Genomic DNA, 19,894 nt, shown 5'->3' with positions numbered 1-19,894 from the left:
TTTGATGTATAATTAAATTTTTGGAATGTAATGACCGTTGTCAAACTCTCTCCTTAACTCATTAAATTGGCTAGAGATGCTTGCATCGTACTGCACATCTCCAACTCGTAAGATAAATCCTCCTAAAATATCAGGATTTACTATATTCTCAATACTTGCATTGTTTCCTGTAAGGGCTACAATTTTAGCTTGTATTTTATCTTCTAACTCTTTTGTTAAAGCTACTGCTGTAGTAACTCTAGCAACTTTCATGTTCTTGTGGTAATCGTATATAACAGCATATTGCTTAGCAATAGGCTCTAACATTACCATACGCTTATTTTCCTCTAATAAGTTAAACAACCCTTTTACGATGTTATCTAGTTTATCACCAAAAAGTGCATTTAAAACTTTACGCTTATCTGCAGCTTTGATTACAGGACTTTTAAGCATAACATCTAAATCAGCGCTTTCAGCAATTGTATCAACGATTAACTTCATGTTATCGTTTACTAAAGTTTCATTTCCTGATTCTTTAGCTAAGTTTAAAATTGCTTTTGCGTAACGTAATGCTGCTCTTGATTCTTTCATCTACTGATTAGTTTAAAGTAACCTCTTCTAACATTCCTTCCACAAGCTTTAATTGATCATCTTGTGAAGCTAATTCTTTTCTTACAACCTTTTGAGCTATTTCAATAGATAAATCTCCTACTTTCTTCTTTAACTCAGCGATTGCTGCTTGTTGCTCTTGCTTAATAGTAGCTTTAGCGTTTTCTACCATAGTAGTAGTTTGCTCTTCAGCTTCTTGCTTTGCATCAGCAATGATTTTATCTTTAATTTCACGAGCTTCTTTCATCATTGCATCTCTCTCAGCTCTTGCTTCTTTTAATAAACGCTCGTTATCAGCTTGTAAATTTTGCATTTCTTTACGAGCATTTTCTGCCTGATCTAATGCATTTTGAATACCTTCTTCACGTTCTGTTAAAGCAGCCATAATTGGTTTCCATGCAAACTTGAACAATAAAACTAGTAAGATTACTAATATTAATGCTTGCATAGCAAATAGCCCTGGAGAAAAATCATTTATTAACTGATCCATTGTATCTGAAATTTAATCTTTTTACTGTTTTGTTTTTTGTTTAATTTGAAAACATTTCCTGTAACCAATCGTTACAGGAAAATGTTTTACTTCTGTTTTGTTTCGGAATTATTTTCCTAAGATTAAAGCACCAAATGCTAATCCTTCTAATAATGCTCCGATAATGATCATCGCTGTTTGGATTTTACCAGCTGCTTCTGGTTGACGTGCGATAGCTTCCATTGCACTACCACCAATTTTACCTAATCCTAATCCTCCTCCGATAACGATTAATCCTGCTCCAATTAAATTGTACATACTAATTGATTTATATATAATTAAACAAATTCTTATTCTAAATTAATGATGTTCGTGTTCTTCAACCGCCATACCAATAAATAATGACGATAACATTGTAAAAATAAATGCTTGTAAGAACGCTACTAAAATTTCGATTACTGTAATAAACAATGCTAACAATAATGAAATACTTGTAGACCCATATACCGTAAAATCTTTCTTAAGAGTAATCATTAATGCTATTAAGCTCATTACCACGAAGTGACCCGCTGTAATGTTGGCAAATAAACGCACTAATAATGAGAAAGGTTTAATTAACAAAAACCCTATTAATTCGATTACTGCTAATATTGGTCTTAAAATTACTGGCACACCTGGCATCCATAATGTATGCGCCCAGAAATCTTTACTACCATTTGTTAAATAAATCACTAACGTAAATACAGCCAAACAAACAGTAACTGCAATTTGTCCTGTAACGTTAAATCCAAATGGTGTCAATCCTAATAAGTTTAATATCCAAATAAAGAAGAATACCGTTAATAAGTAAGGCATAAACTTCATATACTTTTTCTCACCTATATTTGGTCTTGCAATTTCATCTCTTACGTAAAGCACTAAAGGCTCTAACACACGACCAACTCCTGTTGGAATTGCTCCTTTTTTATAACTTTTAGCTAACGAACCAAAACCTAACAACATTAACAAACCAGCGAACAACATACCGAATACACTCTTAGTAATAGAAAAATCTAAAACTTTACTTGCATTAGTAGCGTGGTGAGCTTCATCAAAAGAGACAGCTGTTTCTCCTTCGTTTAACTCGTATATTTTACTGTGAATTTTTACAAGTTTTACACCACCTTTTTCTACAACAACGTGACCGTCGTCGTTATGGTGAAATTCAGAAGACATAAAAGTTTTTAATCCTTGACTCGTCCAAACAATTACTGGCAAAGGAAAACCAACATGCTTACGTTCTCCTGCATCGTTTGTATACGAAAACAATGTAAAATCATGTGAATCTGCTAAGTGATGTTTAATATATCCATCAATTTGCTCTCGTGTATTAATCTGACCTCCGTTTGAAGTATCACCTCCTCCAGCGAATGCTGTAAATGAACTAAATACTATTGCTAGTACCGTTAAAAAATAGATAGGTTTTTTTGCTATCATCATACCTTACTAAATATAGAATTATGGTCTCTAAATTTCCGTGCAAAGGTACACAATAAATTAAAACTACAAACGGTTTTTTTATTTAGTTTTTCTGAGTCCTCCAAAGACATCAAAAAACAGTAAACTATCTATTATTCAATAACTTTGAAACACCAATAGCTTCAACCAATAAAAAAGTAAGAACAGGAAGTAGTATCGAAACTTTTTCAGGTTTAGTTAAACCTGTTTCAGAAAATATAGAATCTTGATATAACAAAATAAACACCCCAAACTTTACCAACATTAAACCAAGATACAAGTACCCTGTTTCGTTAGGTAAATAACTTATAACTATTTCTATAGCAGTGTAAATCACTAACGAGGCTATTAAGTTAAACGCGTACACTGATAGTAAAGAAAAAGATAAACTTACAGCATTATTTTCTATGAAGTAATTATTAATAAAGAATCCTAAAGCAGCTAATACAACTACAACTATAGTAAAAATTATAATACGTTTAATCATCGTTTTTTGTTAGATTGGTTACTTGTATAATTACCGAAAGCATAGCTCCGAAAACTGCCACAAGTGTACAAATTTTTACGTAAAGTTGGTTGTCGTTTGGATATTTTTGGTCTAACCATTCACCTAGTAAACTTCCTAGGTAAATAGTTAGTCCCATTTGAAGTGCGATTCCTGTGAATCGTATGTATTTATTAAGCGGTTTTTTCTTTGAGTCCTTGCTCATTCTTATTTAATTCTTTTACCGCTCCTTTCATGGCACAAGTAGCATTGAATTCAGCTCCTGGCTCTACAGATAGTTTTCCTATAACTACATCTCCTGTGATGTTTGCTGAAGATTTTACTGTTAATGTGTTTGATACAAACAACTCACCTGAAAACTCTCCTTCTACATCAGCATTAGTACACTCTACTTTTCCTTTAATAAGGCCAGTGTTACCAATTATTACTCTTCCATTAGTTTCTATGGTTCCTTCTAAAGTTCCATCGATTCTAAAATCTCCTTCAGAAATAATTTCACCTGTTATTTTAGTATTTTTTCCTATAATGTTTCTCTCTGCAACTTTGTTTTCTCCTGTTTTTTTACTCTCTTTACCAAACATATTCGGGGAATTTAAGGGTATTTATGTTTTATTTAATTGTTCTATGATTTCTTTTGCTTTCTTACCTTCTTCACTAGTTGCATAACTAACCGCAACAAACTCTAATGCTTTTTTATAAGTATCTTTATCTTGATATTTACCTATAGCCAAGGCTTTTAGGAGCGCAAATTTAGGGATTAAATTTGAATTTTTTAGTGTTGCTGAAAAATTATCTACCTCATTAACAACCTCTTCAAACTTGTTTTCTTTATATAAATAGTATATCTCTTTGTATTTATTTAAAACCTCATCTTCTTTTTTCTCTTCTACAAGTTTTTTATCAGGATTTAAAATTATTTTAGCAAAACTTGTTTCTGGATACTTCTGTAAAATAATATCCTTATGCTCATTTGCTTTAGTTATTTCTCCTTGCTTTTTATATATCTGATACAAGTGATAGCTTATAGGTAACTCTAGTTTATCATCTGTGCTAACTTTCCTTAAACGCTCCAAGTTCTTAATAGCTAATGTTTCATTTGTAAACTGCTCTTTATAAATTAACCCTAGCTGATATAATGCATCGTTACGTTCTTTTACTAAGTCACTAATTACATTTTCATCAGTAGGTATAGCATCAAGATATGTTGAAATCTCATATCTCTTATTTACTTTGTCACCATCAGTGTCATTGGACACATTATCTGCAACACTAATAGATTTATCTGATAATCGCCAATTATCTTCTAGTGGACGTGTTCCCCATATTTTTTGAAACTCTGCTCTTCCAAATCCTAATGCTTGTGTATTGTAAAAGTACCACTTCCCTTTATTTGCACTATTATTTATAGATGCTCCACCTCCAAAACCACTTCCAAAGTTCTGAGCATTGAGTATTTGTTGTCTTTTTTCCTCGTCTTCTTTCTTAATTTTTTCAATATACGCTTCAAAAAAAGAAGTTCTTTCATCTGGGGTCATAGCCACCAAGCTAAGAATACTATCGTTATTTTTAACGGTTTCTTCGTACTTTCTTAAAGTTGTAAGTCCTTTGTTTTTTCTACGAATTCTACGGATTCTTTTTTCTTGATCAAACTCTTTAGAAACCACTTGCATTACACTATCGTAATACGAACCTGCTAACAAATAGTCCTCTTTTTCAAAAGCCATGTTTGCTAAGCGTTCATAAGCATAGGTTTTTTGGTAATTGTTGTTATGCTTCGCTTGTAAAGACTTTTTATAATATTCTGCTGCTGCTTCAGGGTTATTTCTCCCTTCTTGAATTACCCCGGCTTGGTAGTATAACTCGTTTAAAAACTTACGGTTATCAGAATTCTTAATCAGTTTCCTTAACCTTACCAACATTAATATTGATGTTGAATCATTTGGAGTGTTTTTAGCAAGTTCTATATTTGCTCGAATACGGAACTTGTCTGGTGCTCTTTTAAATTCTGATAATTTTCGAAACACCATTCTTGCTGAGTCTTTTCTGTCTAATTCGCTATAAACCTGACCTAACACAAACATATTTCTGGCAGATTGTTCTCTATTATAATGTGTTTTAGTGGCTAATTTTAAATAGTCTACCATTTTTTGGATGGTATCTGTTTGTTCATAAGCCATTGCCATTGCAGTGTAAGCTTGCTCTTTAACCGATTTATTTATTTTTTCTTTCTCATCTAAAACATCTAACAACAGCAACAATGTCTCTATAGCTCTTTTCTCATTCCCTAAACGAATATTCGTTTTCGCTCTCCAAATTTTTGTCTCATAGTTTAAATCAGCTTTTGGGTAATTAACTATAACGTAATTAAAAGCTTCTAAAGCTGGAATGAAACGTTGAGTGTAGTATCTTGATTTTCCTAATAATAAATAAGCATCATCTATCTGACTGTTCCTTTCATAGCCATTAATGTTCATTGAGTGTGTTTGAACTGCTTTTATAGCTTTTTCTTCTGCTTTTTCAAAAGGTGTTAGATTTTTGTCTTCTTCTTCTTCGTCCGCTTTAAACCCTGTACCTGGGGTAAGTACTTTTGTAGCTAACTTACTCTCATCAAAAGTTATAGGTTCTATTTGTAAGCGTTTCCAGAAATTGTCTTCGTGCTTTTCTTGAATTTCTTCAAGTCCTTTTAAATACGCTTGCTCTCCATTAAAAAGCACATTGTATTTAGTAGTAACGGCATGGTAACTTCTATTTAAAAAAGCATCCTTTTTAACGCTACACGAATACACGATAGCTGCTAAAACACTGAATACTATTATCTTTACCCCTTTTTTCATATACTATTACTTTTACAGTACAACAACGTAATAATTGTGTTTTTTGTACGTAAAGAGGTAAAAATAATAATTATAAGATGATTTTTACCTTGTTTTATGCAGAAAAATAGCTTTCCAACTCTTGTAAGGTCTCTTGTGATGTATTTATGTCCTTTACAATATTTCCTTTATCTAATACTACGATACGCTCACAAACCTCAGTTACGTGACTTAAATCGTGACTAGAAACTAGTACAGTTACGTCATTATTTTCTGTTAGTTTTTTGATTATTTTTTTAAGTCGAATTTGTGTTGTAGGGTCTAAATTTGCAAAAGGTTCATCTAAAATTACCACTTGCGGATTCCCCATCATTGCAGCTACAATACCTACTTTTTTTTGGTTTCCTTTACTTAAGCTTCGTAAGTATTTTTTCTTTCCTAAAATTTCATCATTAAAAAACTCATCAAATTGAGCTAAGAAAGCTTTTACGTCAGCTTTATTCATTCCACGTAAATCTCCAACAAAATCAAAATATTCTTCAGGTGTTAAGTACCCTATTAAAAAAGTTTCATCTATAAACGAACCTGTGAACGTTTTCCAGTTCTCACTTTTGTTTACAATTACTTCATTATTTACAATCTCTCCTGTTGTAGGTCTAATTAAATCTAACAGCAAGTTAAACAAGGTTGTTTTTCCTGCTCCATTATTCCCTACTAACCCAAAAGATTGTCCGCTGGGTATTCTTAACTCTTCTAGGTTTAAAACCTGTGTACTTCCGTATGTTTTTGAAATATTATGTATAAATATCATTTTACTTAGTTTTTGGTTGATTATGATTTTTGGCTGAATGCGTGTATTGATGCGTACTTACTTTTAATATATCTTTTTTCTATAATGTTCATAAAGTAGTTTTTGAATGCTAAGGCTAAAGCTCCAGCAATTGCAATTGCTAAAACACCTGCATTGAAACTTACAAACTTGTTGAAAATCCAAAACAGAAACATAGGAACCCCCATTATTGGAATAATTATTAAAAATTGTGTTGCACTCGTACCTTGATAGTTTGAAAACCCACTTTTATTCAGGTCAATACGTTTTCGGTTAAAAGATCCTGCAAATAGTAAAAAGAGTGAATTAAATCCAATATTAAATATTGCCCCAGCGGTTATCATTAAAAAAATATCTAATCCATAGAAATAAATATAAGGGATACTTAACAAGTACAATGCTCCTGACATTACAACCATTAAATACCACTTGCTTTCTAAGAATTTTCGATAACGAATATTCTGACTCATAAGCATGTTGTAATACTCACTATCCCATGCTGGGATAAACTGTCCATAATTCAATGTAAAACCTCCCGTTACAAAAATTGCTGCAAATACTAAGAAAGCTGGCATTTTCTCTCGATATGTTTCTTCACCAAAGAAGATAGCTCCGTAAAAAAGAAATATAAACGACATAAAGAATACTGTTTTTGTACGTTTATTCCTCCAAATTTGGCGAATATCGTTTTTAATAAATGGTGCTACATCTCCCAACCTATCAACAAAAGATAAATCAGATTCCTTGGCTACTTCTTCTTTACTTTTTATAGCATCATCTAAATATGCTTTTTCTCTTAAGAGTTTAAAGTTTACATAGTATAGCCCTACCAACAAAACCACTCCTATTAATGACATAGCAGGAAAGTTATATACCGATTGAAAAACAGGAGCAAACACATCGTTTACGTTAAACAGCTGGTATTTATTTCCCAAAAACAATATCGCTAGTACAGCAATCATTACTCCTAATGCATAATTGTTTTTATTGATTAAAAAGTTAACATAGTTAGCACTTAATACTAGCATAATCATTAAAAACAACCACCCTAAAACTCCCATGGCATTGTATCCTTGCCCCATTAACACTATTGAAAAAGGCACATAAAAAAACAATGGCATTATATTGAAGAATGATAAAGCTGATTTTCCTAATACAAAATGAACAAGTTTTTCTTTTTTTACTGGTAAGTTTAGAAATGGCTTGATGTTTAATACTGGTAATTTTTGCATTAAATAGCGAAAAATTAAATCTCCAATTAATAAAAAAACAAGAAATCCATTAACAAAAAAAAGTGGATCTGTATTTGGGTATTCTTTTTTAATGAAAAAGTATCCTCCTATTCCTATCATTAAAAATGAAACTAGCATATACAATGCAAAAAATCCCATGATAATTTTTAATGCAATACTTTTTCCGAAATAAGAAGAGCGAAAAAACTGCTTCCATTCTAACTTTAAAAAATGTGCAATCATTTGGTTTTGTATTTGGTTGATTATCTTATTTGTCTTTTTCTACAGTTTTTTGTTACATAAAAAAAGCATCAATTTAAAAATTGATGCTTTTGAATATATTATTATGGAGATTTATTATGCCCATTGACAAATAACTCCTCCCATTAAGGCTAACGTAATAATCCAATACCCAGCATTAATAGCTACATATTTAACGCTTTTTCTTTCAAACAGTGCTTGAGTAGCTAAAATAGGTAAACCAATTAGTAAACCTATCATAGTTCCGTGAAGAGCTCCGTGTTTAAATGTTCTAAATCGATCTCCAAAGTTTGCCATAAATTCTTGAAAGTAAGCATAGGCTCCTCCTGTTTGTTCCATAAAACCTGCTTCTCCCATTAAGGTTGATTGTACTCCCCATTGATGGATTACTAACGTTTGTAAAATAAAAGCTAACAAAAAACTAAATACATAAGCTAAGCCAAAAATGAGTCCCATATTTGAACCCTTCATAGATTCATCGGTAAAACCGACCTCTTTCATCCATGCATTCTTAAAAAGCATAGGTCCATACCAAATAAAACCCATTACCATAGGTATTAATGCGGCAATTGCTGTGATTAAAAAATTAAATTTCATAAGATTATAAAGTTTTGGTTGTCAATCAAATATAACAAAAAAGCATCAAACTTACGTTTAATGCTTTTACTTGTTTCTTATGGTATTATCTTTTTTATTTGATTTTTAACGACTTTGCTATCGCTTCTAACTCAAAAATAAAGTCTCTTTTATTTACTGATGGCGCATAGGTAAAGCCTTCAAAAACAATAACGCGATTATTTTCTTTATCAATTATCGAGTAATTAATAAATGGACCTGCCATGAAATCATTCTTCACTTCCCACTTACCTCTTGTTTCATAAGCTTTTTTTCCATCTATTTCTGCATCAAAAGTAAATGGCGTATATGCTTGTTCGGTAATCATATGCATTCCTTCTTTACTTCCTGGAATATATTTTTTACCTATTGTATCTCTCATTCTTGTAATGTTATCAGCTACTTTACTTTCATCTTCTAACGGATAACTGTATATTAAAATATTATTCGTTCCATCGCCTCTTGCAATTCCACTTTTTAAGTGTTGACGCAACCATAAAAAGTCTCCAGTATCTTCAACAAGTCTAAATCTTTCAGGAATAGTTAATGTAATCCCTAAGTTTTTAATTGTTTCAAATTTACTTTCATCTAGTTTTTCTTTCTTAAAGATTCTCTGAGTAAACTTTACATCTTCATCTTTAAATAACTTAATTATTTCTTTTCCTCTGTTACGAATTAAATCTACTAAATCTCCTTTGCTTTTGGCTGTTGCATAAACTAATATCTGAGGATCAGCATATTTATTTTTTTCTACCTCAATTTTTTCTTTCTCTCCTTCTCTAAGAATTAAAACTGCTTTTGCATGCCTCATAAACCCATTAAACCCAACAGGGTCTATCTGACTCACAGAAAGCAATGTTTCAGGTTGCGGTAAACCTACTTGATGTTCTCCAAAAACAGAGCGAATTTCGTCTCCAATTTTACCCTCCCAATCATTTCCTTTGATTACTACCAATATTTTATTAGTATTTCCATTTGATGTTGGTAAAATATAGTCGCTCTTCCCTCCTTTATTTTTACACGAAACTGTTATAAAAATCAGGGCAAATAATGCTATTAGTTTATTCATAGTTTATGGTGTTTAGTAGTTGTTTTTTTTAGCTTTTAAATATTTTAAGTTTCATTCCTGGTTTCAAACTCTTAACACTCCAAATATTGTTCCATTTTTTAATTTCTTCAACAGAAACTGATGGGTACTTTTTTGAGATGGTCCATAATGAATCTCCTTCTTTAACAACATACACCTCATGCTTACCTGTTGGTGCTTTATATTTTTTCTTCGAAACCTTTTTTGGAACAGCCATTCTCTTAGGATAAATACTTAATCTTTGACCTATTTTTAAATGGTGAGTTCGTAAACCATTCCAACGTTTAATATCACTTACTCGTACTCCAAATTTATTAGCTATTTTACCTAAATAATCTCCACTTCGAACTCTGTAACGAATACGTTTATCCATTTCGAAGTACTTTGGTAATGGTTTCTCTCTTTTAGCATCATCTTCATTTGCCAGGGCATAAATTTCTTTTTCCTTTTCTAAGAAGTCCATTAAGTTTCTTCGAGGTAATCGAACTGCATAATTTTTTTCTTTTACATATGGAATAATATCTAGCTTATACGACGGGTTTAGAAACGCTAATAAATCAGAATCTATCCCTGTTTTTTCTGAAATCTGATCAAAACTAATGGTTCTTTTTACACGAACTGTATCTGTTTCAAAATTGAAGATTTTCGGTGCTTCAGGGTAAATATGGTGCTTTTCTGCATACTCAAAAATATACATCGTTGCATAAAACGCTGGTACATACCCTGCTGTTTCACGAGGTAAAAAAGGGCGAATATTCCAATAATTTTTATATCCTCCAGAACGTTTTATTGCCTTTGATACATTTCCTGGACCTGAATTATATGCTGCTAAAGCTAAATCCCAATCACCAAAAATTTTATATAGTTGACTTAAATATTGACAAGCTGCTTTTGTTGATTTTACTGGATCTTGACGTTCATCTACATACGAATTTACTTTCAAATCAAACTGAACACCTGTTCCATACATAAACTGCCATAAACCTGTAGCTCCTACCCAAGAACGAGCGTCTGGTCTTAACGCTGACTCAACTATAGCCAAATATTTCATCTCTAACGGAATGTCGTATTGATCTAAGTATTGCTCAAACATTGGAAAGTAATATTGAGCACGAGCCATTAATGCTGGGTAGTATTTTTTTCGGTATTTTAAGTAACTGTTTATTACTTTTTCTAACGCAGGATTATACTCTAAATGAAACGGCGTTTTTACATTTAAATCTTGTAATCTTTTCTTTAATAAATCAGTTGTTAGAATTGTGGTTGTATTTCCTAAAATATCTTTATCATTAATTACATATTGAATACTGTCAAACAACGATGAATTAAATTTTTCTTCAATCAATAAGCTATCAATCATCTTTAAATCTTCTGTAGAAAATAGCTCTTGGTTTTGCGCTAAGTTTATAGAGTCATTTACCACGACATCAATACTGTCTTTAGCTACGAATAAGCTATCAACAGGTTGTTGTGCAAAAATTGAAGTTGTAAAAAGTAGTAGTGTTAGTAATTTCTTCATGTTGGTTTTATAAATCTAATTCAACTGCAATTGGGCAATGATCAGAATGTTTTGCTTCTGGTAAAATATATGCTCTTGAAATTTTATCTTTTAATGGTTCGGTTACCATGTTATAATCAATACGCCAACCTTTGTTATTTGCTCTTGCATTTGCTCGATAACTCCACCAAGAATACTCTTGTTTTTCTGGGTGTAAATGGCGAAAACTATCAATAAATCCACTATTGATAAACTTCCCTAGCCATTCACGCTCTTCTGGTAAAAACCCAGATACTCCTTTCATTTTTGGGTTGTGAATATCTATTTCTTCATGACAGATGTTGTAATCTCCACAAATAACCAAGTTAGGAATTTCTTTTCTTAACTCTGTAGCATAGGTTAAGATTTCATCCATGTAGTTGAACTTATAGTCTAATCGAGCACTATTAGTTCCTGAAGGTAAATACATACTCATTACAGAGACCTCATCGAAATCTACACGAAGATTTCTTCCTTCAAAATCCATAGATTCTATTCCTGTACCATACTCTACATGGTTTGGTTCTTCTTTACAAAAAATTGCTACTGATGAATACCCTTTTTTCTCTGCTGAAAACCAATAATGGTATGGATATCCAGCGTTTTCAAACTCAGTTACATCTAATTGTTCTTTATGAGCTTTGGTTTCTTGAATACATATTACATCAGGGTTCGCTGCTTGTAACCAATCGATAAACCCTTTTTTTAATGCTGCTCTAATTCCGTTTACGTTGTATGAGATTATTTTCATCTATTTCTTAAAATACAAAAACGTAAAGCATAGTGCTTTACGTCTTTTTTAAATCCTATAATTTTGTTAAATATCCATTTCTGGAATGTCTCCTTCGACTACTAAAGTTCCTTCTGTAGCTGCTTGAATTTCTTCTACAGATACTCCTGGAGCTCTTTCTAATAAGTGAAATTTATTGTCTTTAATTTCTAATACCGCTAGGTTTGTTACAATTTTGGTTACACAACCTACACCTGTTAATGGTAATGAGCATTTTTTAAGTAACTTCGATTCTCCTCTTTTATTAGTATGCATCATTGCTACAATAATGTTGTCGGCAGAGGCTACTAAATCCATTGCTCCCCCCATACCTTTCACCATTTTTCCTGGTATTTTCCAGTTTGCTATATCTCCATTTTCAGCTACTTCCATAGCTCCTAAAATAGTTAAGTGAACATGCTTCCCACGAATCATTGAAAAGCTAGTAGCAGAATCAAAAAAACTAGCTCCTGGCATAGTTGTTATAGTTTGTTTTCCTGCATTGATAATATCAGCATCCTCTTCTCCTTCAAAAGGAAAAGGCCCCATACCTAATACTCCATTTTCTGATTGAAATTCTACCTCAATATCATCACGAACAAAGTTGGCTACTAATGTTGGAATTCCGATACCAAGATTTACATAATATCCGTTTTTTACTTCTTTTGCGATTCTCTTCGCTATTCCGTTTTTATCTAACATAACTAGCTTCTTTGTCTTACAGTTCGTTGCTCAATTCTCTTCTCATACTTTTCTCCTTGGAAAATGCGTTGTACAAAAATTCCTGGAATATGAATTTGATTTGGGTCTAATTCTCCTACTGGGACTAACTCCTCAACCTCAGCAACCGTAATAGTAGCTGCTCCACACATATTTGGGTTAAAGTTTCTTGAAGTTCCTTTGAAAATTAAGTTTCCAGCAGCATCACCTTTCCATGCCTTTACAAAAGCAAAGTCTGCTTTAAATGCTGGTTCTAATACATACATTTTTCCGTCAAACTCACGAGTTTCTTTTCCTTCTGCTACTTCCGTTCCGTAACCTGCTGGAGTGTAAAATGCTGGAAATCCTGCTTGTGCTGCTCTACATTTTTCGGCTAAAGTTCCTTGAGGTGTTAATTCTACTTCTAATTCTCCAGACAACATTTGACGCTCAAATTCATCATTTTCTCCTACGTAAGAAGAAATCATTTTCTTTATTTGACGATTTTGCAATAACAACCCTAAGCCAAAATCATCAACTCCTGCGTTATTAGAAATACAAGTAACATCTTTTACTCCTATTTTTACTAACTCAGCAATAGCATTTTCAGGTATTCCGCATAAACCGAACCCTCCTAACATAAAGGTCATTCCATCTTGCACACCTTGCAATGCTTCTTGTACGTTATTTACTTTTTTATTTATCATTATAGTTGTTGTTTTTAAGCTTTACTCACTAAGTGATTAAACATCTTATAATATACTAAAAATCTGTATCGTCTGGCGCTGTTTCTTCTTCCTCTCCTTCTTTTGGTTCCTCAGCTTTTGAACAGTCTAGGTTTATACTTATATCTTTAGGTTTTTCAAAACTTTCTTGACTAATCTCTAATGTTTTATCTTCATAACATTTTCTCATGAATATAGCCCATGTTGGTAGCGACATTGTTGCTCCTTGACCATACTTTAACCCTGCAAAGTGTGTAGCTCTATCTTCTCCCCCTGTCCAAACACCTGTTGCTAAGTTAGGAACAATCCCCATAAACCATCCATCTGATTGGTTTTGTGTTGTACCCGTTTTACCTGCAATAGGATTGGTAAATTTATAAGGAAAGCCTGTTGCTGCATCACCTGCTGAAGTCCAAGTTGATCTTAAACGTGCTCCTGATCCTAACTTTGTTACCCCTTGCATTAAGTCTAAAATTACATAAGCAGACTCTTCACTTAATACCTCTTTTGTTTCTGGTACAAACTCCTCTAAAACAGTTCCATTTTTATCTTCTATTCGGGTAATCATTAAAGGACTTACACGTAGTCCTTTATTAGCAAATGTTGAATAAGCACTTACCATTTCTAATAATGATAAATCAATTGCTCCTAATGCAATAGACGGATTTGCCTCTAATTTAGATGTTATCCCTGAAGATTCTGCAAGTCTAACTACATTTATAGGTGAAACTTTATCAATTAATTGTGCTGTAATTACGTTTATTGATTTTGCTAGGGCTTCTTTTAACGTAAGTTCTCCTCCATATTTACCTCCTGCATTTTTAGGTGTCCAATCTTCTGGCATTCCATATTTTTCCTTTGGAATAGTATATGGTGTATTTGGCAACTTATCACATGGTGACATTTTTAACTGATTAATTGCTGTTGCATATACAAAAGGTTTAAATGTAGAACCTACTTGACGTTTTTGTTGCTCTACTGCATCATATTTAAAATACCTGTGGTTTATTCCTCCAACCCAAGCTTTAATATGACCTGTTTGAGGCTCAATAGATACCAAACCTGAACGTAAGAAATATTTATAATGACGTATTGAATCATAAGGTGTCATTACCGTATCGCGTTCACCTTTCCATGTGAAAATACGCATATCAGTAGCTGTATTAAATACTTTATCTATTTCTTTTTCAGACTTGCCAGCAGCTTTCATTTGCTTATAACGGTCTGAATTTTGTTTTGCTCTTCTTATAATTTTCTCTATTTCCTTTTTGTTTATGTCATAGAAAGGAGCATTTTTATTTCTTTTTTGTTCTTTATCAAAATATGTTTGAAGGTTGGCCATGTGTTCATACACAGCTTCTTCTGCATATTTTTGCATACGAGAGTCTATCGTTGTATAAATTTTTAATCCATCTCTATAAATATTATACTCTTCTCCGTTTGGCTTCGGATGTTCTTTTACCCATTCTTTCAAGATGCTTCTCAAGTGTTCTCTAAAGTATGTAGCTAAACCATCACTATGCCCCTCTCTATTTATATTAAGCCCTAAACCTAACTTTTGTAATGAGTCTTTTTGTTGCTGAGTGATAAACCCATTTCTATTCATTTGTTTTAAAACAACATTTCTTCGTTGCTTTACCATCTCTTTTCTCCTTAAAGGATTAAAAAGAGAAGAATTTTTAAGCATTCCTACTAGCATTGCAGATTCTTCTACATCCAACTCTTTTGGTTCTTTTCCAAAATAAATTCTAGCTGCTGAACGAACACCTACTGCTTGATTTAAGAAATCATATTTATTTAAATACATGGTTATGATCTCTTCTTTGGTATATTGGCGTTCTAGCTTTACAGCTACTACCCATTCTTTTACCTTTTGAAGTACTCTTTTGAAAATATTTCGAGAAGCTTTTCCTGTGAACAACATTTTTGCTAGCTGTTGGGTTATTGTACTCGCTCCTCCACTTCCTGGTTTTAAAACGGCTCTTGCTGTTCCTCTAAAGTCAATTCCTGAATGTTCATAAAAGCGCTCATCTTCTGTTGCTACTAGTGCTTTTACCATACTCTCTGGTATGTCTTTGTACTTTATAGGTGTTCTATTTTCAACAGCATATTTCCCTAGAGTTTTACCATCTGATGAAATAATTTCTGTGGCTAAGTTATTTTCTGGGTTTTCTAACTCCTCAAAAGTAGGTAGCGCTCCAAACACTCCCCAAGAAGCTAGTAAAAAAAGCAGGCAAACAAATAGAAATCCTCCTAAAATGATACCCCAAAACCATTTAATGTACTTACTAAAATTTGTTGTTTTCTTCTCTGTCATTACTTTATTTTTTCTATTCTAAACCCTACGTGAGTTATTCCTTCTAATTCTTCAATTCCTTCCAGTTCTCCATTTTTACGCATGGCTTGTCGAACTTTAAAAGTATATTCTCCTTTTCGGGGAAACGTTATGTTTTCTTTATAAAAAAGTTTATTTTCTTTAATATCTGTAAAACCTTGCCCTAAAAATTTCCCTGTAACATCTGCCATATCATACTCCAATGTATCTATAATTATTTGTCCATCAGGAAAATTCATTTGCGTAATTAAAAAAAGATTACTGTATGCATAATCTTTATTATTTCTAAGGTTTATAAAAAGGTTTTTCTTACCAATAGAATCATTAATTGGAAATGTAAATTGTATTGCATTTTTTTTATTCCATGAACTTTTAGGAAGCGCAATATAATTGTCAAACTCACTATTTGAATCACATGAAGCTAATAGCATGGCTACTAAAAAAATGATGCCAATTTTACTTCTCATTATTGGTATTGTTTTTATTATCGCTATTATTTCTTTTTCGTTGATTGTTGTTTTTTCTTCTAGGGTTTCTCGGTTTTTTTTGTTGCCCTTGTGGTTTATCAGTTGTTTTACTTTCTGGTTTTGGCTTTCTAGTTTTTGGATTGTTTTTAGGTCTTGGTTTCCTGTTATCAACCCTCTTCTTTTCTGTTTTTTGGCCTCCTTCAGGTTTTTCCGTTTTCCCTTGTGGTTTTTTCTTTTGCCTTTTATTTGTTTGTGGTTGTTTATCTACTTCCGCTTTATTTGCTGGTTTTCTTTTTCTACGCCTACTGTTTTTACGACTTTTTTTAGGTGCATCAAAACGCGTTAAACTATCTTGACCAACAACATTCTCAAAATCGACAGAGACCTCTTCAGTTATCTCCAATTCATATTCTTCTAACGGTAAAGCAAGTTCATTATTTTTGTTTAATTCTATAATCTCTTGAACTTGATCTAACGATAGTTTATACCATTTAAAACTTTCTTCTTTGTAAGTGTACCAAAGTAGTTTTTTAAAGATATCCATCTTAACAAAGACAGCGTCTCCTTTTTCTGTTTTTAGCACTTTATCTTGCTTCGGAAAGCTTTGCAAGGCGTCTAAATATGTATCTAATTCGTAGTTTAAACAACATTTTAGTTTGCCACACTGCCCTGCTAACTTTAATGGGTTTAATGATAGCTGCTGATAACGGGCTGCTGCTGTATTTACTTTTCTAAAATCGGTTAACCAAGTAGAACAACATAATTCTCTACCGCAAGAACCAATTCCACCTAAACGAGCTGCTTCTTGACGCATTCCTACCTGACGCATTTCTACTCGTATAGAAAAAGCACTAGCTAAGTCACGAATTAACTGACGAAAGTCTACACGTTCGTCTGCTGTGTAATAAAAAGTAGCTTTGGTTCCGTCTCCTTGATATTCAACATCAGAAAGTTTCATTTTTAACCCTAAACGGCTAATAATTTCTCTTCCTTTTCGTTGTGTTTCTAACTCTCTTCCTCTGGCTTCTTGCCAAACATCAATATCTTTTTGAGAGGCTTTTCTGTAAATTTTCTTTACATCATCACTATCTGCAGTAATTTTCCTTTTTTTCATTTGAACTCTTACAAGTTCGCCTGCTAAAGAAACAATACCAACATCGTGCCCTGAAGATCCTTCAACTGCAACCACATCTCCCATGGAAAGGGTTAAGTTTTCAGGGTTTTTATAAAAGTGTTTTCGTCCATTTTTAAAACGGACTTCAAAAATATTAAATGGTGCTTCACCTGAAGGTAAAGTCATATTTGATAACCAATCAAAAACAGCGAGCTTATTTCCACTTCCACATGTGCCTGTAGCACAATTTCCGTTACTCTTACAGCCATTTGGCACACCGCTTTTGTTAGTTGAGCAACTGCTACAACTCATACAATAGTATATTTTTTTGAAATATTTTTTAAACCTGTGGTGTTTACAGTATCAAAAAATATTTTTATTATTTGATTTTCAGCTGCATAAAATTTACTTTATAACAACTATCCTTAATCTGTAAAGATACATATTCTAATGAAAAGTGAAAATTGATTTTTTTGTTAAAAAAAATGCTGCTTTTAAGTTAAAAAGCAGCATTTTTTATTTGTTTTTATGTCTTCATGGACTATTTGTTCTTTTTTGCCCAGTTATCTCTTAGTCCAACTGTTTTATTGAATACTAAGCTTTCAGCTGTTGAATCATCATCTACATTAAAATATCCTAAACGTTGGAACTGAAAACGATCTCCAATTTTTGCTGTTTGTAAGCTTGGTTCAACGTAAGCCGTAATTTTTTCTAGCGAATTCGGATTTAAAAACTCCATAAAATCTTTGTCTTTATGGCTGTCCGGTGCTTCATCTGAAAACAATCTGTCATACGCTCTTACCTCAGCTTTTACCGCATGTTTTATAGAAACCCAGTGTAAGGTTCCTTTCACCTTACGTTTACTTTCTTCTGTTCCACTTCCTGATTTTGTTAATGGATCGTACGTACAGTGAATTACCGTAATGTTTCCATTTTCATCTTTTTCTACACTATTAGCCGTGATGAAATACGCATTCTTTAAACGCACTTCTTTTCCTAATTTTAAACGGAAGAATTTTTTGTTTGCTTCTTCTCTAAAATCTTCACGCTCTATATAAATCTCTCTTGAAAATGGAACTTCTCTTGTTCCTGAGTTTTCATCTTCTGGATTGTTTTCAGCAATTAAAATCTCGTCTTGATCTTCTGGATAATTATCTATTACCACTTTTACCGGATCTAAAACAGCCATTACACGATTTGCTGTTTTATTTAAATCTTCACGGATTTTAAACTCTAGTAATGCTACATCAATCACGTTTTCACGTTTAGAAACCCCTACCGTTTCAATAAAGCTACGTATAGAAGCAGGCGTATAACCACGACGACGTAATCCTGAAATAGTTGGCATACGTGGATCATCCCATCCTGAAACGATTCCTTCTTCCACCAACTTCATTAACTTACGTTTACTCATTACGGTATAACTTAAGTTTAAACGTGAGAATTCTCTTTGTTTTGGTGGTAATGGGTATTCTGATTGACTATATTCATACACATTATCTCTAAACCAATTGTATAGTTCACGGTGAGGTTTAAACTCTAATGAACATAGTGAATGGGAGATTTGCTCTATATAATCACTTTCTCCGTGTGTCCAGTCGTACATTGGATAAATTACCCAGTCACTTCCTGTACGGTGATGCTCTTTCTTTAAAATACGATACATGATAGGATCACGCATTAACATATTTGGTGAAGCCATATCTATTTTAGCACGTAACACATGGGAACCTTCTTCAAATTCACCGTTTTTCATACGTGTAAATAAATCTAAATTTTCTTCAATACTTCTATCTCTATTTGGACCTGCTACTCCTGGTTGCGTTGGCGTTCCTTTCTGTTCAGCCATTGCTTCAGAAGATTGGTTGTCTACATATGCTTTTCCGTCTTTAATTAATTGAACTGCCCAATCATATAATTGTTGGAAATAATCAGAAGAATAGCATTCTTTTTCCCATTGATACCCCAACCAAGCTACATCTCGCTTAATAGCATCTACGTATTCTTGCTCTTCTTTTGCTGGGTTTGTATCATCAAAACGAAGGTTTACTGGAGCATTGTATTTTTCTCCTAAACCAAAACTAATACCAATAGCTTTTGTATGTCCTATATGTAAGTATCCGTTTGGTTCTGGTGGAAAACGAAAACGCAAATTTTCTTTTGGCATTCCGTTTGCCAAATCTTCTTCAACAATTTGCTCTAAAAAATTCAATGATTTCTTTTCTTCTGACATCTTTATAAATTATGTACGTGTTCTATTTTTGCAACCTTCTATTGTTCTCTCTTAAAACATAATCAATTAAGAGCTTCCTAAAAGGTTTAAACAACAAAATTACATAGAATCTATGAGAT

20 protein-coding genes are annotated in these 19,894 nt (G+C 32.7%); all 20 read right to left on the bottom strand.

Annotation, left to right across the window (positions count from 1 at the left end; genetic code table 11):
* Positions 1-12: 12 nt before the first annotated feature.
* The gene (gene atpH / locus D6T69_RS03260; protein ID WP_125066431.1) at positions 13-570 is read right to left on the bottom strand and encodes an ATP synthase F1 subunit delta; all 558 of its coding nucleotides are present in this window, start codon (positions 568-570) and stop codon (positions 13-15) included.
* Positions 571-577: 7 nt separating this feature from the next.
* The gene (locus tag D6T69_RS03255; RefSeq protein WP_125066430.1) at positions 578-1,078 is read right to left on the bottom strand and encodes a F0F1 ATP synthase subunit B; all 501 of its coding nucleotides are present in this window, start codon (positions 1,076-1,078) and stop codon (positions 578-580) included.
* Positions 1,079-1,186: 108 nt separating this feature from the next.
* Complete coding sequence (locus D6T69_RS03250) at positions 1,187-1,375, bottom strand: hypothetical protein (protein ID WP_125066429.1); 189 nt, start codon at positions 1,373-1,375, stop codon at positions 1,187-1,189.
* Between the two features lie 42 nt (positions 1,376-1,417).
* Positions 1,418-2,536 (bottom strand): F0F1 ATP synthase subunit A, encoded by a 1,119-nt coding sequence (atpB, locus tag D6T69_RS03245; RefSeq protein ID WP_125066428.1) that lies wholly within the window; start codon positions 2,534-2,536, stop codon positions 1,418-1,420.
* Positions 2,537-2,660: 124 nt separating this feature from the next.
* Positions 2,661-3,041, bottom strand: coding sequence for a DUF6168 family protein (locus tag D6T69_RS03240; RefSeq protein ID WP_125066427.1), 381 nt, complete (start codon positions 3,039-3,041; stop codon positions 2,661-2,663).
* Positions 3,034-3,264: an AtpZ/AtpI family protein gene (locus D6T69_RS03235; protein ID WP_115899543.1), complete on the bottom strand. Its 231-nt coding sequence runs from the start codon at positions 3,262-3,264 to the stop codon at positions 3,034-3,036. The genes D6T69_RS03240 and D6T69_RS03235 overlap by 8 nt, the downstream gene beginning before the upstream one ends.
* On the bottom strand, positions 3,233-3,640 hold the full coding sequence (locus D6T69_RS03230; protein WP_125066426.1) for a bactofilin family protein: 408 nt from the start codon (positions 3,638-3,640) through the stop codon (positions 3,233-3,235). The genes D6T69_RS03235 and D6T69_RS03230 overlap by 32 nt, the downstream gene beginning before the upstream one ends.
* A gap of 21 nt (positions 3,641-3,661) precedes the next feature.
* Positions 3,662-5,893 carry a type IX secretion system periplasmic lipoprotein PorW/SprE gene (gene porW / locus D6T69_RS03225; protein WP_125066425.1) on the bottom strand — a complete coding sequence of 744 codons (2,232 nt, stop codon included), beginning with the start codon at positions 5,891-5,893 and terminating at the stop codon, positions 3,662-3,664.
* Between the two features lie 94 nt (positions 5,894-5,987).
* Positions 5,988-6,683, bottom strand: a complete 696-nt coding sequence (locus D6T69_RS03220) for an ABC transporter ATP-binding protein (protein WP_125066424.1) — start codon at positions 6,681-6,683, stop codon at positions 5,988-5,990.
* A gap of 20 nt (positions 6,684-6,703) precedes the next feature.
* Positions 6,704-8,176, bottom strand: a complete 1,473-nt coding sequence (locus D6T69_RS03215) for a DUF5687 family protein (protein ID WP_125066423.1) — start codon at positions 8,174-8,176, stop codon at positions 6,704-6,706.
* 114 nt (positions 8,177-8,290) lie between these two features.
* Entirely contained in the window at positions 8,291-8,791 is a 501-nt protein-coding gene (locus D6T69_RS03210; protein WP_125066422.1) for a DUF1761 domain-containing protein, read from the bottom strand.
* A gap of 94 nt (positions 8,792-8,885) precedes the next feature.
* Positions 8,886-9,878 carry a DUF4837 family protein gene (locus tag D6T69_RS03205; protein WP_125066421.1) on the bottom strand — a complete coding sequence of 331 codons (993 nt, stop codon included), beginning with the start codon at positions 9,876-9,878 and terminating at the stop codon, positions 8,886-8,888.
* 28 nt (positions 9,879-9,906) lie between these two features.
* Positions 9,907-11,415 (bottom strand): lytic transglycosylase domain-containing protein, encoded by a 1,509-nt coding sequence (locus D6T69_RS03200; RefSeq protein ID WP_125066420.1) that lies wholly within the window; start codon positions 11,413-11,415, stop codon positions 9,907-9,909.
* A gap of 7 nt (positions 11,416-11,422) precedes the next feature.
* Positions 11,423-12,184: an exodeoxyribonuclease III gene (locus tag D6T69_RS03195; RefSeq protein WP_047788142.1), complete on the bottom strand. Its 762-nt coding sequence runs from the start codon at positions 12,182-12,184 to the stop codon at positions 11,423-11,425.
* Between the two features lie 66 nt (positions 12,185-12,250).
* Complete coding sequence (locus D6T69_RS03190) at positions 12,251-12,904, bottom strand: 3-oxoacid CoA-transferase subunit B (protein WP_125066419.1); 654 nt, start codon at positions 12,902-12,904, stop codon at positions 12,251-12,253.
* A gap of 2 nt (positions 12,905-12,906) precedes the next feature.
* Complete coding sequence (locus D6T69_RS03185; RefSeq protein WP_073182417.1) at positions 12,907-13,608, bottom strand: CoA transferase subunit A; 702 nt, start codon at positions 13,606-13,608, stop codon at positions 12,907-12,909.
* Positions 13,609-13,663: 55 nt separating this feature from the next.
* The gene (locus tag D6T69_RS03180) at positions 13,664-15,943 is read right to left on the bottom strand and encodes a penicillin-binding protein 1A (RefSeq protein WP_125066418.1); all 2,280 of its coding nucleotides are present in this window, start codon (positions 15,941-15,943) and stop codon (positions 13,664-13,666) included.
* The gene (locus D6T69_RS03175) at positions 15,943-16,428 is read right to left on the bottom strand and encodes a gliding motility lipoprotein GldH (RefSeq protein WP_125066417.1); all 486 of its coding nucleotides are present in this window, start codon (positions 16,426-16,428) and stop codon (positions 15,943-15,945) included. Before D6T69_RS03175 ends, D6T69_RS03180 begins: the two co-directional genes overlap by 1 nt.
* Positions 16,418-17,854, bottom strand: coding sequence for a PSP1 domain-containing protein (ricT, locus tag D6T69_RS03170; RefSeq protein ID WP_125066416.1), 1,437 nt, complete (start codon positions 17,852-17,854; stop codon positions 16,418-16,420). The genes D6T69_RS03175 and ricT overlap by 11 nt, the downstream gene beginning before the upstream one ends.
* A 229-nt stretch (positions 17,855-18,083) precedes the next feature.
* Positions 18,084-19,775, bottom strand: coding sequence for a glutamine--tRNA ligase/YqeY domain fusion protein (locus D6T69_RS03165; RefSeq protein ID WP_125066415.1), 1,692 nt, complete (start codon positions 19,773-19,775; stop codon positions 18,084-18,086).
* Between the last annotated feature and the right edge of the window lie 119 nt (positions 19,776-19,894).

The sequence above is a fragment of the Tenacibaculum singaporense genome (genome assembly GCF_003867015.1).
Classification (GTDB): domain Bacteria; phylum Bacteroidota; class Bacteroidia; order Flavobacteriales; family Flavobacteriaceae; genus Polaribacter; species Polaribacter singaporensis.
This window is presented reverse-complemented; position numbering and strand designations above follow the sequence as displayed.

Coding starts and splice junctions, on each gene's coding strand:
- D6T69_RS03210 (WP_125066422.1), bottom strand. CDS start 8,791: ATGAAATTTAATTTTTTAATCACAGCAATTGCCGCATTAATACCTATG.
- D6T69_RS03240 (WP_125066427.1), bottom strand. CDS start 3,041: ATGATTAAACGTATTATAATTTTTACTATAGTTGTAGTTGTATTAGCT.
- D6T69_RS03200 (WP_125066420.1), bottom strand. CDS start 11,415: ATGAAGAAATTACTAACACTACTACTTTTTACAACTTCAATTTTTGCA.
- D6T69_RS03235 (WP_115899543.1), bottom strand. CDS start 3,264: ATGAGCAAGGACTCAAAGAAAAAACCGCTTAATAAATACATACGATTC.
- D6T69_RS03205 (WP_125066421.1), bottom strand. CDS start 9,878: ATGAATAAACTAATAGCATTATTTGCCCTGATTTTTATAACAGTTTCG.
- D6T69_RS03165 (WP_125066415.1), bottom strand. CDS start 19,775: ATGTCAGAAGAAAAGAAATCATTGAATTTTTTAGAGCAAATTGTTGAA.
- D6T69_RS03230 (WP_125066426.1), bottom strand. CDS start 3,640: ATGTTTGGTAAAGAGAGTAAAAAAACAGGAGAAAACAAAGTTGCAGAG.
- D6T69_RS03220 (WP_125066424.1), bottom strand. CDS start 6,683: ATGATATTTATACATAATATTTCAAAAACATACGGAAGTACACAGGTT.
- D6T69_RS03175 (WP_125066417.1), bottom strand. CDS start 16,428: ATGAGAAGTAAAATTGGCATCATTTTTTTAGTAGCCATGCTATTAGCT.
- D6T69_RS03185 (WP_073182417.1), bottom strand. CDS start 13,608: ATGATAAATAAAAAAGTAAATAACGTACAAGAAGCATTGCAAGGTGTG.
- atpH (WP_125066431.1), bottom strand. CDS start 570: ATGAAAGAATCAAGAGCAGCATTACGTTACGCAAAAGCAATTTTAAAC.
- ricT (WP_125066416.1), bottom strand. CDS start 17,854: ATGAGTTGTAGCAGTTGCTCAACTAACAAAAGCGGTGTGCCAAATGGC.
- D6T69_RS03180 (WP_125066418.1), bottom strand. CDS start 15,943: ATGACAGAGAAGAAAACAACAAATTTTAGTAAGTACATTAAATGGTTT.
- D6T69_RS03255 (WP_125066430.1), bottom strand. CDS start 1,078: ATGGATCAGTTAATAAATGATTTTTCTCCAGGGCTATTTGCTATGCAA.
- porW (WP_125066425.1), bottom strand. CDS start 5,893: ATGAAAAAAGGGGTAAAGATAATAGTATTCAGTGTTTTAGCAGCTATC.
- D6T69_RS03195 (WP_047788142.1), bottom strand. CDS start 12,184: ATGAAAATAATCTCATACAACGTAAACGGAATTAGAGCAGCATTAAAA.
- D6T69_RS03215 (WP_125066423.1), bottom strand. CDS start 8,176: ATGATTGCACATTTTTTAAAGTTAGAATGGAAGCAGTTTTTTCGCTCT.
- atpB (WP_125066428.1), bottom strand. CDS start 2,536: ATGATGATAGCAAAAAAACCTATCTATTTTTTAACGGTACTAGCAATA.
- D6T69_RS03250 (WP_125066429.1), bottom strand. CDS start 1,375: ATGTACAATTTAATTGGAGCAGGATTAATCGTTATCGGAGGAGGATTA.
- D6T69_RS03190 (WP_125066419.1), bottom strand. CDS start 12,904: ATGTTAGATAAAAACGGAATAGCGAAGAGAATCGCAAAAGAAGTAAAA.